Raw genomic sequence first — 15189 nt, forward strand, 5'->3', positions numbered from 1 at the left:
GGGTCATCGGTCGGATGCGAGCTCGCGCCCGATGATCTCTTTCATGATTTCCGTGGTCCCGCCCACGATGGTCTGCACCCGGCCGTCGGCGAAGGCGCGGGCTATCGGGTACTCCTCCATGTAGCCGTAGCCGCCGTGCATCTGCAGGCATGCGGTGACCACGCGTTGCTGCAACTCGGTCGCCCACCACTTGGCCTTGGCCGCCGTGGTGGCGTCCAGGCGTCCTTCGTTGAGTTCGCGTACGAGCGATTCGAGGTAGGCCCTCGTGACGTCGACCTCGGTGACGAGTTCGGCGAGCCGGAACCGGGTGTGCTGGAAGTCGATGATGCGCTGGCCGAAGGCTTTTCTCGTCCTGGTGTAGTCAACGGTCCAGGCGAGTGCGGCCTCGGCGCCGGCGAGCCCCCGCCAGGCGATCGACAGGCGTTCCAGGGGGAGTTGTCGGGTCAGGTGGTGGAACCCACGCCCCTCCTCGCCGACGAGGTTCTCGCCGGGTACGGCCACCTCGTCGAAGTACAGCTCCGCGGTGTCCTGGGCGTGCAGACCGAGTTTCCGTAGCTTCGGGCCCCGGGTGAAGCCGGGGGTGTCGGTGGGAACCAGGATGAGGGAGAAGGTGGGTCTGCCCTCCCGCTCGCCGGTCCTGGCGGCGACCAGGACCACGTCGGAGCTGGAGCCGTTGGTGATGAAGGTCTTCGAGCCGTTGATCACCCACTGGTCGCCCCGGCGGTTGGCGGTCGTCGCGATGCCCCGCAGGTCGCTTCCGGCGCCGGGCTCCGACATCGCGATCGAGGTGACCACCTCGCCGGCCGCCATGCCGGGAAGCCAGCGACGCTTCTGTTCCTCGGTGCCCAGGGCGATGAGGTATCCGGCGACGATGTCCTCGTTGATGGCCAGCCCGGAGGCGAAGGCCGCGGCGCCGACCCGGGCCAGTTCGTCGGTGAGGACGCACCGGAAGCGGTAGTCCGTCGCCCCGCCGCCGCCGTACCGCTCCGGTGTCCTGAGCCCGAGCAGGCCGAGTTCGGCGGCCGCGTGCCAGACCCGCCGGTCGACGAGTCGATCCCGCTCCCAACGGTCCAGGTGCGGCGCGACGTCGCGCGAAACGAAACGGCGGGCCAGCGCACGGAAATCTTCGTGGTCGGCTTCGTAGAATCCCCGGCTCACCTGCGGTTCGTCCTTTGCTGTCCGAGTCGACTGTTGCGGTGATTGTTTTGTCACGTTGTTTTGTACGGTCCGGTCGGTACATTGTATGAGTCCGTGCAGACGTTGGGAAGGCGGGACAAGTCACATGGCAGGGCAGCTCACCGGGATAAGGGTCGTGGAGTTCCTGGGGCTCGGGCCCGCACCGTTCGGCTGTCTGTTCCTGGCCGATCTCGGTGCCGAGGTACTGACCGTCACCAGGCCCGGACAGTCGACGGCGGCCATGGTGCGCAACCGGTCCCTACTCGAGCTGGACCTCAAGGACCCGCGGAGCGTCGCGTTCGTACGCGAGGTGATCGACAAGGCCGACGTCGTGGTCGAGAGCTTCCGACCCGGCGTCGTCGAGCGGCTCGGGCTAGCCCCCGAGCGGCTCAGGGAACGCAATCCGGGGCTGATCGTCACCAGGATGACCGGCTGGGGCCAGACCGGTCCGCTCGCGCCGAGAGCCGGACACGACATCAACTACATCGCCATCACCGGGGCGCTCGATCTGGCCAGGCGTCCGGGGCACGCGCCGATGCCGTCGGCGAACCTCGTCGGCGACTTCGCCGGCGGCGGCATGTACCTGGTGATCGCCGTGTTGTCGGCACTGGTCGAGCGCGCCCGCACCGGCGCCGGCGCCGTGATCGACGTGGCCATCGTGGATGGCACGACGTACCTCACCACGATGCTGCACGAGTACCGCAACCTCGGGATGTGGTCGGACACCCCGGGCACGAACCGGCTCGACACGGGTGCGCCCTACTACGACAGCTACGAGACCGCCGACGGCGGCTACGTCGCCGTCGGCGCCCTCGAGGACAAGTTCTTCGAGCAGCTGGCAGACGTGATCGGACTGACCGCCGAGGAGCGGGTGGGTCGGGAGGACAAGGAGAACTGGCCGCGGCTACGCGGGCGGATCGCGGCGGCGATCCGGAGCAGGACCCGGGCCGAGTGGACGGAGATCGCCGAACGGGTCGACGCCTGCATCGCACCGGTGCTCTCCCTGGCCGAGGCCGGGACGCATCCCCAGCTCGCCGCGCGTGGGGTCCTGCGCACGACATCCGGCGGCTGGATCCCGGCGCTACCCCTCGGATACACCGACGCCCCGACGGAGGCCGGTGAGCTGCTCGAGCGTTGGGGGGTCGGCCACCCCACGGGGTCGGATCAGGACGTGTCGCCGCCGAAGGGGGCCGTGCCGGAACAGTTCGGCGGTGCACTGGCCACGGAAGCCGGGGGAGTGCGAATCCAGGGCACGTGAGGCGCGACGGAACCGGCTGCCGGCGGTGACGGCAGCCGGTTCAGAAGGCGTCGACGGCACCGGCCCGGCACGAGACCGCGTGCCGGGCCAGCGAGGGAACCTGGTCCTAGTCGCCCTTGCGTACCCGCAGGCCGTCGAGGAACAACGACACGTACAGCTCGGAGATCTGCTTCGGGGACAGCGACCCGGCGGGCTCGATCCAGCGGTAGCTGCTGGTGAACATGCCGACGATGGCTCGCCGCTGCATCGGATGGACCGGCCGGAAGAGGCCGGCCTCGGCACCCTCGTCGAACAGGGCCTGCCAGTACTGCTCGTACTCGTCGCGAAGATGGCGCACGTGCGAGCGGTGGGGCTCGTCGAGCGCCTGCCAGTCGCGCATCGAGGTGATCCAGGCGCTGCGGTTGGTGGACAGGTCCGTCAGCAGGTGTTCGGCCATGCGGTGCAGCCTGTCCTCGGCCGAGCCGCCGCTGGCGAGGATCCGCCGGGCCTCGCGATTGGCGTTCTCGAGCAGGCGAAGGGCGATGCTGAGCAGCAGCTGCTGCTTGTTCTTGATGTGGTAGTACAGGGCACCGCGGCCCAGCCCGGTCGACTCCGACAGTTCCTGGACGCCGGTCGCGTCGTAGCCCTTCTCGGCGAAGAGTTCGGTCGCGACGCGCAGCACCCGTTCGCTGGTCGTCTCCTTGTTCGACTTCTTAGCCATGTCGTCAATAGTCAATTCTGGGACCAGAGTTCGAAGATCGTCGCGTTAGCGGTCCCGCCACCTTCGCACATCGACTGGAGACCGTACCGGATTCCGTTGTCGCGCATGTAGTGGATCAGCCGCGTGGCCAAGATCGCGCCGGAGGCGCCGAGGGGGTGCCCGACCGCGATGGCGCCCCCGACGGGGTTGAGACGTGCCGGGTCGGCACCGGTCTCCGCCTGCCATGCGAGCGGCACCGGCGCGAACGCCTCGTTGATCTCGAAGGCGCCGATCTCGTCTATCGAGAGCCCGGCCGAACGAAGGGCGCGTTCCGTCGCGGGGATGGGCGCGGTGAGCATCTCCACCGGATCCGCGCCGGCCACCGCTCCGGCGTGGAAGCGGGCGAGTGGTCGCAGACCCAGGCGAGCGGCGTTGTCCGGCGTGGTGACCAGCAGCGCGGCCGCGCCGTCGGCGATCTGCGAGGAGTTGCCCGCGTGAATCCGACCGTCCTCGAGGAAGGCCGGCGTGAGCCCCGCCAGTGTCTCCACGGAGGTGCCTCGCCGGAGCCCCTCGTCCACATCGAGTGTGCCGCCGTCGAGCGGCACCGTGACGAGTTGTCGATCGAAGGCGCCGGCGTCGATGGCCGCCGCGGCGCGCTCGTGCGAGAGCGCGGCGAACTCGTCGAGCCGGGTCCGGCTGAGTCCCCACTTCCGGGCGATCATCTCGGCGCCGACGCCCTGGCTGAGGTCGTCGACACCGAAGCGGTCCAGGACCGTGCGGCCGTACGGTTCGCCGAACTTTCTCGCCGAACCGATCGGAACCCGGTTCATGGTCTCCACACCACCGGCGACGATGACCTCGGCCCGGCCGGACATCACCGCGAACGCGGCGAACTCCAGGGCCTGCTGGCTCGAACCGCACGCGCGGTTGATGGTGACGGCCGGGATCGTCTCGGGCCAGCCGGCCGCCAGCACCGCGAAGCGGCCCACGTTGCTCGACTGGTCGCCGAGTTGGGTCACGCAGCCCCAGTAGACGTCCTCCACGACCTCGGGGTCCAGGCCCGTGCGCTTCAGCAGTTCGTTGAGTACGACCGCGGACAGGTCGACCGCGTGCACGTCGGCCAGTGAGCCCTTCTTGCGCCCGATCGGAGTGCGTACGGCCTCGACGACGACCGCCTCGCGCAGCCCCATGGCTTCCACCCTTCCCGGCGGATCAGGGCCCGTGGTCGGACCGCATGCCGCCCAGCGATGGTACACTGAACCAACCGATCGGTACACTTCTGCGAGAGTGGCGAGCAGCTGGCGGCACCGACTGCGCCAACCTGGCGCCATTGGAAAAGTGGAGGAAGTGCATTGAGGATCGGTATGCCGCTGTCATACAGCGGCGGTTTCAAGGAGACCGTGGGCCGTATCCGTGAATACGAGGCGGTCGGTGTCGACGTGCTCTTCGTTCCGGAGGCGTACTCCTTCGACGCGGTGAGCTTGCTGGGTTTTCTGGCCGCGTCGACCGAGCGGATCACGATCGCCTCCTCCATCCTCAACGTCTACTCCCGCACACCGGCGCTCATCGCGATGACCGCCGCCGGGCTGGACCACGTATCCGAGGGCCGGTTCATGCTGGGTATCGGCGCGTCCGGGCCGCAGGTCGTCGAGGGATTCCACGGCGTGCCGTACCGGGCACCACTCGGCCGCGCGCTCGAGGTCACGCGGATCTGCCGGATGCTGTGGCGCAGGGAGGCACTCCAGCACGACGGCGAGCACTTCCAGTTGCCGCTGGGCCCGCAGCGTGGCGGCTCGGGGCTCGGCAAGCCCTTGAAGATCATAAACAGGCCGGTACGCGAGCGGATCCCGATCATGCTCGGCGGGATCGGCGACCGTGCGGTCGCGATGGCGGCCGAGCACTTCGAGGCGTGGCAGCCAATGTTCTTCCTCCCCGAGGTCGCGGACCCGGTGTTCGGTCCGCATCTGCGCGAGGGCAGCGCCCGGCGGGACCCGACCCTCGGGCCACTCGATGTCATCGCCCAGAGCTACCTGGCGGTCGTCGAGACCGGGGAGGAGGAACACGCGGCGCTGCGCCAGGTCCGGGAGCACCTTGCCCTCTACATCGGTGGGATGGGAGCGAGGGGCAAGAACTTCTACACCACGCTGGTGTCGCGGTTCGGATTCGCCGACGAGGCGTCGCGGGTCCAGGAGCTGTACCTGGCCGGCAGACGCGAGGAGGCGATCGACGCCGTACCGGAGGCGCTCGTCCGGGGACTGTCGTTGATCGGGAACCCCGAGCGGGTCGCCGAACGGATCCATGCGTTCTCCCGGGCAGGTGTGACCACGTTGAACCTGCGTCCGGTGGCACCGGACCACACGCGGCAGGTCCACGACTTCGCGATCGTCAGGAAACTCGCCGGCTGATCGTCAGCCGACCCGGCGCAGGCCCGACGGCTCGCCGCCGTCGAGCAGTTCCACGAGCAGATCAGCGAGCGGGCCCGGGCGATCGAGCTGCACGTGATGATGCGCGGCCGGCACGAGCCCCCACCGGATGGGACGGCCGAGCCGGCCCGCGACGTACCGGGCCGAGACTTCGGTGACCGCGGGGCTCAGTGCCCCGCCGACGAGTGTCACGGGGCAGTCGATCCGCCCCAGCCAATCGTGGATCGCCGCATCGGTGAACCGCTGGAACACCGCGGGGTCGAAACGTACCCGCCAGCCCTGCGGAATCCGTTCGTACGAGCGGCTGGCGAGGTCACGGACGAGTCCGGCGGACGCGGTGCTGCCCGAGGGCACGAGGCGAAACCGGCTGATCGCCGTGTCGATGTCGACATGGACGGTCCGCTCCCGGCCGGGCCGGCCCCGGGGCTGGTGCGCGGTATCGGCCCGCGGCGGCCTGATCCCGACGTCGAGCAGGACGAGTTCGTCGACCATCTGTGGGTACAGGGCCGCCGTGGCGGCGCCGACGAGGCCACCCATGCTGTGGGCGACGAGGGTGGCCGACCCGCTGCGGGCGCCGTACCGGATCACCGACGCCACCTCGGAGGCCCACGTCTCGCCGCCGTACCCCTGCGACCGGTGCCCGCTCTCACCATGACCACTGAGGTCGAAGACGGTGGCCCGCCACCGCCGCCCGACGTGGCCGAGCATCGCGTCCCACCAGTGCCCGTGGGCGCCGGCGCCGTGGATGAGGACCACATCCCGCCCGTTCTCGTCGCCGGGCAGCACGCGTCCCCGCACCGGGGTACCGCGGTGCTCGAGGACGAACCTCGTCCCCTCCGGGCCGCGCGGCGTCGTCATCGCGTGGCGGTGGCGTCACGGGGTACGCCGATCCGGCGTACCTTGTGGACGGTCTCACCGGACGCGATCAGTTTCCCGGCCCGGGTCCGTATCTCGACGGCGGCATGCACCACGGACCGGCCGACGTGGGTGGGCCTCGCGGTGACGACCAGCGCGGAGCGGTGATCGGCCGACGACAGGAACCGGTAGGAGGCATGGATGTGCGGCGCGCCGACCCCGACCGGTTGCTGGGAGTGGGCGGCGGTCGCCGTCGCGCAGTCCATCAGCGCGGAGAGGTAGCCGCCGTGGAGCCGCCCGGCGGAGTTCGCGAACTCCGGACGGGGGACCGCGTCGCCGACGATGCCGCCGTCGTCGTCGACCGATCGGAGGCGGAATCCCAGGAGTGTCTGGAACGGCTGTGTCGGGATGACTCCGTCGGCGATGGCCCGTTGGTATTCCAGGCCCGACACCACCCCGAAGGCCGGTAGGAGGGGATCTTGCTGGGGCATCGTCTCAGTTCCCCTCGAAGGACGGCGGGCGGCGCTCGATGAACGCGGCGATTCCCTCTTTGAAGTCGAGTGACCTGGTCGCGATGTCCTCGACGAGGCTTTCCGTGCGCAGCGCGTCCTCCAGCGTCCCGACCGAGTTCCGGTCCAGCAGCCACTTGACGAGGCCGAGCGAGGTGGTCGCGCCGCCGGCCAGTTCACCGACGATCGCCTCGGTGGCCGCCGTCAGGTCCTCGTCGGGAACGAGCCGACTGACCAGACCCCATTCGAACGCCTCGCTCCCGGTCACCTGCCGGCCGAGCATCAGCATCTCCCGTGCCCGGGCCATGCCGACCAGTCGCGGCAGCAGCCAGGTGCTGCCGGAGTCCGGGGTGAAGCCCTTACGGACGAACGGTACGGAGAACAGCGCGGTGGGGCTGGCGACGCAGAAGTCCGCGACCAGGGCCAGCGAGCAGCCGAGACCTGATGCGTGGCCGCGGACGGACGTCACGACCGGTACCTCGATGCGCGCGAGCGCACCGATCAGCCGGTGTGGCCCGGTGTCGATGCTCCGGTGTGTCGCGGTCGGCCTGGGCCGCTCGCCTTCCTGCCGCCGGTCCCGCTTGAGGTTCATCCCCGAGCAGAAGTGGTCTCCTTCAGCCGTGATGGCGATGACCCGTACGACGTCCTCCCGTCCGAGGTCCGGCAGTAGTGCCGCGACCTCGCGGGCGCACTCCGAACCGAGTGCGTTCCGTCGCTCGGGCCGGTTGAGGGTGATCCGCAGGATCCGGCCGTCGAGCCGGATCGACATCCCATCCAGGTGGACGTCCGCGAAGCTTGTCATCCGACGGTTCCTCCGTCTTGGGCAGCGCCCCGGTCGGTCTGCGGCCGGGGGTGGGTGGGTTTTCGGTCGGCGGCGTTGTTTCCGGGCTGGCGGGCCGCGACCCAGGGTAGTCGACGTGCGGGTTGTATGGACCGACCAGTCTATCAGTTTGGATGATCGTGAAGGCTGGTTGTCCGGGGGTGTGCGGTCGGCCCCGGGTCGACCGGTGTGAGCGGCTGCGAGGTCAGATCCGGGCGCGTCGCGTCGCTGGTGCGGCGGATCGCGGAGCAGGTTCCGGGGTGCAACGCTTGATCGCTAACATACCGATCGGTACACTCGTGGCGTGCCTGATGACGGAGAGCTGCCAGCGGAGACCATCCGCTATGGCGTCGAAGACGGGATCGCCACGATCACCTTCAACCGCCCGGAGCGACTCAACGCGTTCGCCGACGACATGGCCTCCCGTTATCTCGGGGCGCTACGCAGGGCCGACGACGACCCCACGGTGCGCGTCATCGTGATCACCGGCGCGGGCCGCGGCTTCTGTGCCGGCGCCGACTTCACCCGCCTCGAAACCCTCGACATCGACGAAGTCAGACGGCGGGCCTTCGCCGAACCCCGAGACGTCGCGATGCGGGTGAACAAACCCGTGATAGCCGCCGTCAACGGGGCGGTCGCGGGGATCGGCCTCGCCCACGCGTTGATGGCCGACGTGCGCTTCACCGTGCCGGACGCCAAGTGGACCACCGCCTTCGCGAAGATCGGACTCGTCGCGGAACTCGGCACCGCATGGCTGCTGACCCAGCTCGTCGGGACCGGCCGCGCACTCGACCTGCTACTCAGCGCCAGGACCATCACCGGCACCGACGCCTACGGATACGGTCTCGCGCAATTCGTCTCGGAGCCCGGTTCACTCGCCGCCGACGTCCGGGCCTACGCCCGCTCACTCGCCGCCAACGACGCCCACTCCCTGGCCGAACTGCGCCGCCAGGTCAGGCTCGACGCCGGGCGGTCCTTCGAGCAGGCCTGGCACGACGGCTACGACCGCGTCTTCGCCGCACTCGAACGAGGTCGTTTCCGGGACGCGAGAACGCGGGTCCATGGCGCATGAGCATTCCCACCGAGCTGCGCCGCTCGCTCAACCTGCCGGTGATCTGCGCGCCGATGTTCCTCGTCACCGGCCCCGAACTCGTCACCGCCGCCTGCCGCAACGGCTTCGTCGGCGCGCTTCCGAGGCAGAACGCCCGCAGCATCGAAGAGTTCGACGCCTGGCTGGGCACCATCAGGCGAAGCCTGCGGGATCATCACGACCGCCACCCCGAGGCCGTCATCGGCCCGATCGCGGTCAACATCTCCCGGGCGATCATGGCCGAACACCTCGACGAGCATCTCGACGTCTGCCGGCGGCACGACGTCGAACTGATCATCTCCGCGCAGGGCGACCCGACCGAGCTGACGAAAAGGGTCCACGACTGGGGTGGCCGGGTGTTCCACGACGTGACGTCGCTCCGTTTCGCCGAGAAGGCGATCGCCGCCGGCGTCGACGGACTGACCTGTATCGGAGCCGGTGGCGGGGGACACTCGGGACCGGTGTCCCACCTCGCGCTGGTGCCGAAGGTGCGCGCGATGTTCGACGGCACCGTCGTCCTGGCCGGCGCGGTCGCCACCGGTGCGGCAATCCGCGCCGCCGAGGTCCTCGGCGCCGACCTCGCCTACGTGGGCACCAGGTTCATCGCCACCCGGGAGTCGTCGGCACCGCCGGAGTACAAGCGGATGCTGGTCGACGCCGCGGCCGCCGACCTGCTCTACACCGACGCGGTCGCCTCGGTTCCCGCGAACTGGCTCGTGCCGTCCCTGCGGCGCGCCGGCCTCGATTCCCGCAACCTCCCGGTTCCGGCGGTCCGCGGTGACCACAGCCACCTGCCGCCCGACGTACGCCCTTGGCGGGACATCTGGTCGGCAGGCCAGGGGGTCGAACTCATCGACGACATCCCCTCCGTGGACGAACTCGCCACCCGACTGACGAACGAGTACCTCGAGGCGTGCTCGACGCCGGCCTGGCCGGCCCGCCGACCCGACCACCCGTACTGATTGAAGGCATCGAACATGAGCGAAGAGACCCGCGGCGGAGCCGAACCGAACCAGGCGTTCGAGGAGGCGAGCGACTTCGACATCGACGAGGCCGACATCGAGCGGGACCGGGCGGCCGCCGGTGCGGTCGCCGCCGTGCGGGACCTGGCCCACCTCGGCACCGCGACCCCTGAGGCGATCAGGAACTTCGCCTTCAGCTACGGCGACGACAATCCGCTCTACACCGACCCCGACCACGGCGCGGGCACCCGTTGGGGCGGGCAGATCGCTCCCCAGATCATCGCCGCGATCCTGAACACCCCATTGCTAGGGGACCGGCTGCCGAAGGAACTGCGCGGCGGCAGCTATCGCGGAATCCATGCCTTCGTCTCCGGCGGCACCTGGGAATGGTATCGGCCGGTGCACGCCGGGGACCGGCTCCACTCCTTCAAGGGCCTGGAATCGGTCGAGGTCAAGAAGTCGGAGTTCGCCGGCCGGAGCGTGATCCGCGTCAACCGCGAGGTGAAGTTCAACCAGCGGGGAGAGGTCGTCGGCGTTTACCGGACCCTCATCATCCTCACCGGCCGGAAGAAGGCCAGAGAGGCCGGCAAGTACAAGGACGTACCCACACCGTCGTACACCCGGCAGGACATCGCCGAACTCGACGAGATCTACGCCGCCGAGACCGTACGTGGCGCGCGGGTCCGCTACTTCGAGGACGTGACGATCGGCGAACCGCTCGGGACGATGGCCAAGGGCCCCCTCACCACCACCGACATGATCGTCTTCCATGCCGGCGGCTACGGCTTCGTGCCGTACGGTCTGAAGACCTCCCGCCTGAACTGGCGCAACCGCCAGCGCATCCCGGCGTTCTACGTCGACAACGAGTACGGCGTTCCGGACGTCGCACAGCGGGTGCACTGGGACTCCGCGTGGGCGCAGGCGATCGGCAACCCGCGAGCCTACGACTACGGCGTGCTGCGCGAATGCTGGCTACACCACCGGCTCACCGACTGGATGGGGGACGAGGGATTCGTGGTGCGCCAGCACGACGAGATCCGCAAGTTCAACTACCACGGAGACATCCAGTACCTCTCCGGCACGGTGACCGGCAAGCGGCGCGACAACGGCATGAACCTCGTCGAGATCGAACTCCGGGCGGTCAACCAGCGCGGCGAGGAGACCGCCCGGGGGGAGGCGACCGTGGCGCTGCGCAGCCGCGAACACGGTCGTTCGCTGCTTCCGCAGCCGCCCGCCGAACTGCAGCAGAAGGTGTGGGAGATCATGGAACGTCATGCCGAACTCGCCACCGGGCGACGGGCACCGCACCCCGGTTCGTGATGCGGCTACGACGTCTGCGGACGCTCCCCGTCTCGGCCATCGGCCTCGGCTGCATGGGGCTGTCCGAATACCATCCGGGCCGTGACGCGAAGCTGTCGGCGCCGGCGCTCCACCGGGCCCTGGACCTCGGCATCACCCTGTTCGACACCGCCGACTCGTACGGCGATCGCGTCAACGAGCATCTGGTCGGAAAGGCGCTGGCCGGCCGACGTGATCAGGTGGTGGTGGCGACGAAGTTCGGCGTCGAACGCAGCCCCTACGGCACCGGTACCCGGGTCAACGGCCGCCCCGGCTACGTACGGGCCGCCTGCGACGCGTCCCTGAGAAGGCTCGGCATCGACGTCATCGACCTGTACTACCAGCATCACGTCGACCCCGACGTACCGCTCGAGGAGACCTGGGGCGCGATGGCCGAACTCGTCGCGGTGGGAAAGGTCCGCCACCTGGGCATCGTCGATGCCCGACCGGAGATGATCCGGCGTGCCGACGCGGTGCACCCGGTCACCGCCGTACAGACCGAATACTCGGTCGGCACCCGGACGCCGGAGGTGAACGGCGTCCTCGACACGTGCCGTGAACTCGGGATCGGACTGGTGGCACGCTCGCCACTCGGCCGCGGACTCCTCGCCGGAAGGAGCCGTGACCTGCCGGGCCTCGCGGCCCGCGACAGCCGCCGCGCCGATCCGCGGTTCGCCGCCGGCAACCTCGACACCCATCGTGCGCTCGCCGAACGGCTGGCGTCGATCGCCGACGTGCGCGGCTGCACGGTCGCTCAACTGGCCATCGCCTGGTTGCTGCACCAGGGGTTCGACATCGTCCCGATTCCCGGCACCGGCCTGCTGCACCACCTCTACGACAACGCGGAGGCGACCACGGTGTTTCTCGACACCATCGATCTCGGCACCATCGACCACGCCGCACCCGCTACGCCGGCCGGCCGGCACCCGGACGCGGTCGCCGCCGCCTCCCGGTAGCGGCGGTCCGAAGACACGCCCGGCGCCAGCACCTGACCGGTGCCGGCGCCGGGGATTGCGCGGGTCAGGACTGGTGAGACGCCTTCTGCACCAGTCTCATGTGGGTGACGAAGTCGCTGACGGCGGTCAGCCCCTCCTGGTACGCCCCGCTGGCCAGCCGGGCCGACTCGGCGGCGTACTCGGCACGCAGCGCGGAGAGCCGGGCCGCGCCGGCGAGCCGGACGCAGTGGGTGACCGGGTCGGCGAGGGTGGTGTCGTACGTCGGCTGACCGCACGTCTTGCCGAACGCGCCCGGTGCGCCACCACGCGGGTCGTACCAGGTGCCGACCGGGCATCCGCCGGCCGGGTCGAGCGTGCAGTGGCCGTACGCGGTCAGTGCGCCGGTGAACGCCTCCCGGAAGTGGTCCGAGTAGCCGGTGCCCGGAAGGGTGAAGCGGCCCGGCAGGTGGTCGCCGCCGAACAGCAGCGCCCGCAGCGACTCGTTGTGCTCCAGCGCCTTGGACCAACCGACCTGCGTGTACGCCTGGAGCAGCATCAGCGTCTCGTCGAGCCGGTCGAGTGCCTTGCGTAGCGGGCTGGTCGGGTCGTCCATCCGCTGCAGCACGGTGGCGTAGTAGACCTTCTGCCTGGCGTGCAGCGAGCCCATCGCCCGCATCCAGGCGTCGTCCTCGGCGACCGCGACGTTGCCGATCGACGCGCGGTCGGCGAACTGCTCGCGCAGCGTCGGCCAGAGCTGGCCGACCTTCTCGTTGGTGTCGATGGTGCGCTGGTAGCCGGTCTTGTGGTTCACCCATTTGATCCGGTCCGCGTACGTGGTGTGGGTCAGCCGGCGGGCGTCGGTCCAACTGCCCTGCGGCCACTTCACCTGGAGCTTCACCGTGATCGTGATGTCGGCCGTCGTCACCGTCTCGACCCGCCCGTCGGTGGTGTCCTCGTTGCTGTACACCGCCTCGTAGCAGGTCCGGAACTCTGGCCGTTGTCCTTCGGCGCGCAGTACGTACGCGGTGTGGTACGCGTTCGGCAGGTGGCGGGTCGTGGTGTTGGCCGCGATGGGCAGGGTGCTGCCGGGGCCGCCGACCGTCGTGCTGCACGGCGCCATCGTCTCGACCTCCGGCACCCGCGCCGGTGGCGGCTGGCTCGCGTCGGTGAACGGGTTGTAGGCGCCGTCGAGCGCGACCTCGTGGCGTACTCCTTCCAGTTCCTTCGAGACCGCGCCCAGCTTCGACTCGTAGTCGTTCACCAGGTTGGTGAACAGCTTGTTGGTGGTGCCGTTGTGCGGCGCGCTGAACGTCGCCGCCGTCTGGTTGACCTTCGTGCCGACGGACACGATCTCGTCCCAGACCGATCCGCTGACAGACCTGGCGAACTGCGGGTTCTCCGCGGCGAGCTGGGTCCAGGCGTGCGCCGAGACCGACCAGACACCGGCGTTGGGCACGCCCCGTCCGCTGCTCACCGACGGCATCGGCAGGTCCGGGTCCCAGCCGCGGCTGCGGGCGAGCCACGCCAGGTAGTAGAGCGAGCCGAGCGGGGTGTGCTGGCGTACGGCGTCGGGTGTCACCGACGGCGCCATCCCGTCGGTGATGGCCAGCGGCGCCGAGGCCGCGGTGGTCTTGGCGGTGAGGGAGAACGTCGACGCGCCCTGCCAGTACTCGGTGAAGTTCGGCACCGGCTGCCCGGTGCGGCCCTGGTAGTCGAGGTACCGCTCGGCGGCGAGTTCGAAGTCGTGCATGGCCTGGGCCTCCAGGGCCGCGTGGGTCGACGCGGAGAGGGCCACCAGCCTGGTGTCCAGCGACAGCAGTTGGCTCTGGATGTCGCCCAGCTCGCGGCGTACGTCGTCGATCGCTCCCTGCAGGCGGGTGAACTGCGTCATCATGTCCGCGTAGACGGTGCTCAGTGCCTTCTCGATCGCGTCGAACCGCTGGTGCATCTCCGTACGCAGGTTCTCGATGTCCTCACGCACCTTGGCGATCTCTTCGAGGATCATCTGCTCCGGCGACGGGCCTGATCCCATGAAGATGCTGGTCAGCGTCATGACGGCGCCGAGGATGTTGCCGGTCATGACCACGGTGCCGATCGAGGTCAGTGCCTCGGCGACACCGAGCCCGGCGATCTTGGGGATGTAGTCGCTGATCGACTTGGCGATCGTGATCGCCGCGGAGCCCACGGCCTGGATCTCCCGGGCCGCCTTCGGGTCGGCGAACCCGATGAACGTGGTGAGCACGGACAACCCGGATGCCAGGCCGGCGAGGACGACATCGCGTTGCGCCGCCTCGGCCAGCGCCCGCGTGTACGCCTCCGGCGTCGGCTTCGGTCCCGGTCCGACCGGGTACTTCAGCGACTGGCGGGCGAGCTCCGCCCGGATCTCCTCCTCCTTCGCCTGGATCCGCCCGAACGCGTCCTCGGCCATGCGACGGGCCTGCGCGAGATAGGTGGTCTGGTTCTGCGTGTTGGCCATCAGCGCGTCGACGTTGACGTACGTCCTGAGCAGTGGGTCGGCCATCAGTTGGTCCAGCGACGCGTTCAGCCGTACGCCCACGTGGGTGCCGACGAGGCCGTCCCAGGCGTCGGCGAACGTGGAGTCGTTCACCCCGGCCGCGGCGACCAGCGCCCAGACCCGGTCCTGCACGCCGTAGAAGCTGTTGGTGAAGACGTAGTTCTGGTAGGCCCCGGTGACCTGGTTGCGGAACGCCTCCCGCGCCAGGACGTCGTTGCCCCACAACTCCTTGAGCAGCAGCTTGGCCCCCGGCGCCGCGAGGTTGACGAAGGGCAGCGCGCTGATCGCCTCCACGCCGTTGACGACCAGGGAGTAGGGGCTGGTGTTCTTGACCGACCGGTACCTCGCCAGGACCGCGTTGTCGAGCATCACCCCGGCCTCGATGATCTCCTCACGGGTGGCGTTCGGGTGGGCGGCACGCCAGTCGGTCAGCGACGCGGAGACCACCATCGCCCGGATGCCGTCGGCCCCACGGCTGTGCATCCGCATGTGCGCCGCGAACAGGTGTTGCCGGGCCGTCTCCTCGTCGTAGTCGACGGCGGCCGAGGCCTTGACCGCGTTGCCGAGCACCAGGGCGGTGACCGTGACCAGGATGACGGCCAACCTGCGCGGCCACCTCCGGTCGGGCG

General features: G+C 69.5%; 13 protein-coding genes. 6 read left to right on the plus strand and 7 right to left on the minus strand.

Annotated features, from left to right (window positions below):
- Window positions 1-3 precede the first annotated feature (3 nt).
- A complete protein-coding gene (locus AB0I42_RS29825) occupies window positions 4-1158 on the minus strand; it encodes an acyl-CoA dehydrogenase family protein (RefSeq protein ID WP_357542433.1) in 1155 nt (384 codons plus the stop codon).
- A gap of 124 nt (window positions 1159-1282) precedes the next feature.
- On the opposite strand from AB0I42_RS29825, the gene AB0I42_RS29830 reads away from it, so the two are divergent.
- Complete coding sequence (locus AB0I42_RS29830) at window positions 1283-2434, plus strand: CaiB/BaiF CoA-transferase family protein (protein WP_357542435.1); 1152 nt, start codon at window positions 1283-1285, stop codon at window positions 2432-2434.
- Window positions 2435-2540: 106 nt separating this feature from the next.
- Here AB0I42_RS29830 and AB0I42_RS29835 read toward each other — a convergent pair whose 3' ends face one another.
- The gene (locus AB0I42_RS29835) at window positions 2541-3134 is read right to left on the minus strand and encodes a TetR/AcrR family transcriptional regulator (protein ID WP_357542437.1); all 594 of its coding nucleotides are present in this window, start codon (window positions 3132-3134) and stop codon (window positions 2541-2543) included.
- 11 nt (window positions 3135-3145) lie between these two features.
- Window positions 3146-4297: a thiolase family protein gene (locus AB0I42_RS29840; RefSeq protein ID WP_357542507.1), complete on the minus strand. Its 1152-nt coding sequence runs from the start codon at window positions 4295-4297 to the stop codon at window positions 3146-3148.
- 180 nt (window positions 4298-4477) lie between these two features.
- Here AB0I42_RS29840 and AB0I42_RS29845 point away from each other — a divergent pair, with 180 nt between their 5' ends.
- On the plus strand, window positions 4478-5518 hold the full coding sequence (locus tag AB0I42_RS29845; protein ID WP_357542439.1) for an LLM class F420-dependent oxidoreductase: 1041 nt from the start codon (window positions 4478-4480) through the stop codon (window positions 5516-5518).
- A 3-nt stretch (window positions 5519-5521) separates the two neighbouring features.
- Here the strand turns inward: AB0I42_RS29845 and AB0I42_RS29850 are convergent, their stop codons facing one another.
- The 3 genes from AB0I42_RS29850 to AB0I42_RS29860 are packed head-to-tail and all read right to left on the minus strand — an operon-like array spanning window position 5522 to window position 7702.
- A complete protein-coding gene (locus tag AB0I42_RS29850) occupies window positions 5522-6394 on the minus strand; it encodes an alpha/beta hydrolase (RefSeq protein WP_357542441.1) in 873 nt (290 codons plus the stop codon).
- A complete protein-coding gene (locus tag AB0I42_RS29855; protein ID WP_357542444.1) occupies window positions 6391-6882 on the minus strand; it encodes a PaaI family thioesterase in 492 nt (163 codons plus the stop codon). Before AB0I42_RS29855 ends, AB0I42_RS29850 begins: the two co-directional genes overlap by 4 nt.
- A gap of 4 nt (window positions 6883-6886) precedes the next feature.
- Window positions 6887-7702 carry an enoyl-CoA hydratase-related protein gene (locus AB0I42_RS29860; protein ID WP_357542446.1) on the minus strand — a complete coding sequence of 272 codons (816 nt, stop codon included), beginning with the start codon at window positions 7700-7702 and terminating at the stop codon, window positions 6887-6889.
- A gap of 322 nt (window positions 7703-8024) precedes the next feature.
- On the opposite strand from AB0I42_RS29860, the gene AB0I42_RS29865 reads away from it, so the two are divergent.
- From AB0I42_RS29865 to AB0I42_RS29880, 4 genes are read left to right on the plus strand one after another with little or no spacing between them, the layout of a single operon-like run.
- The gene (locus AB0I42_RS29865) at window positions 8025-8792 is read left to right on the plus strand and encodes an enoyl-CoA hydratase-related protein (RefSeq protein ID WP_357542448.1); all 768 of its coding nucleotides are present in this window, start codon (window positions 8025-8027) and stop codon (window positions 8790-8792) included.
- Entirely contained in the window at window positions 8789-9772 is a 984-nt protein-coding gene (locus AB0I42_RS29870) for a nitronate monooxygenase (RefSeq protein WP_357542450.1), read from the plus strand. The genes AB0I42_RS29865 and AB0I42_RS29870 overlap by 4 nt, the downstream gene beginning before the upstream one ends.
- A gap of 15 nt (window positions 9773-9787) precedes the next feature.
- Complete coding sequence (locus tag AB0I42_RS29875) at window positions 9788-11092, plus strand: MaoC family dehydratase N-terminal domain-containing protein (RefSeq protein WP_357542452.1); 1305 nt, start codon at window positions 9788-9790, stop codon at window positions 11090-11092.
- On the plus strand, window positions 11092-12066 hold the full coding sequence (locus AB0I42_RS29880) for an aldo/keto reductase (protein ID WP_357542454.1): 975 nt from the start codon (window positions 11092-11094) through the stop codon (window positions 12064-12066). The genes AB0I42_RS29875 and AB0I42_RS29880 overlap by 1 nt, the downstream gene beginning before the upstream one ends.
- 64 nt (window positions 12067-12130) lie before the next feature.
- On the opposite strand, the gene AB0I42_RS29885 is transcribed toward AB0I42_RS29880, so the two are convergent.
- Window positions 12131-15163, minus strand: a complete 3033-nt coding sequence (locus AB0I42_RS29885) for a hypothetical protein (protein ID WP_357542456.1) — start codon at window positions 15161-15163, stop codon at window positions 12131-12133.
- Between the last annotated feature and the right edge of the window lie 26 nt (window positions 15164-15189).

Origin of the sequence: Polymorphospora sp. NPDC050346, assembly GCF_040655695.1 — a bacterium.
In the GTDB taxonomy this organism is placed as follows: domain Bacteria; phylum Actinomycetota; class Actinomycetes; order Mycobacteriales; family Micromonosporaceae; genus Polymorphospora; species Polymorphospora lycopeni.

Excerpts from the sequence above, each read along its gene's own strand:
- AB0I42_RS29870 (WP_357542450.1), top strand. The coding sequence starts at position 8,789 with ATGAGCATTCCCACCGAGCTGCGCCGCTCGCTCAACCTGCCGGTGATC.
- AB0I42_RS29830 (WP_357542435.1), top strand. The coding sequence starts at position 1,283 with ATGGCAGGGCAGCTCACCGGGATAAGGGTCGTGGAGTTCCTGGGGCTC.
- AB0I42_RS29850 (WP_357542441.1), bottom strand. The coding sequence starts at position 6,394 with ATGACGACGCCGCGCGGCCCGGAGGGGACGAGGTTCGTCCTCGAGCAC.
- AB0I42_RS29855 (WP_357542444.1), bottom strand. The coding sequence starts at position 6,882 with ATGCCCCAGCAAGATCCCCTCCTACCGGCCTTCGGGGTGGTGTCGGGC.
- AB0I42_RS29860 (WP_357542446.1), bottom strand. The coding sequence starts at position 7,702 with ATGACAAGCTTCGCGGACGTCCACCTGGATGGGATGTCGATCCGGCTC.
- AB0I42_RS29845 (WP_357542439.1), top strand. The coding sequence starts at position 4,478 with ATGCCGCTGTCATACAGCGGCGGTTTCAAGGAGACCGTGGGCCGTATC.
- AB0I42_RS29880 (WP_357542454.1), top strand. The coding sequence starts at position 11,092 with ATGCGGCTACGACGTCTGCGGACGCTCCCCGTCTCGGCCATCGGCCTC.
- AB0I42_RS29875 (WP_357542452.1), top strand. The coding sequence starts at position 9,788 with ATGAGCGAAGAGACCCGCGGCGGAGCCGAACCGAACCAGGCGTTCGAG.
- AB0I42_RS29835 (WP_357542437.1), bottom strand. The coding sequence starts at position 3,134 with ATGGCTAAGAAGTCGAACAAGGAGACGACCAGCGAACGGGTGCTGCGC.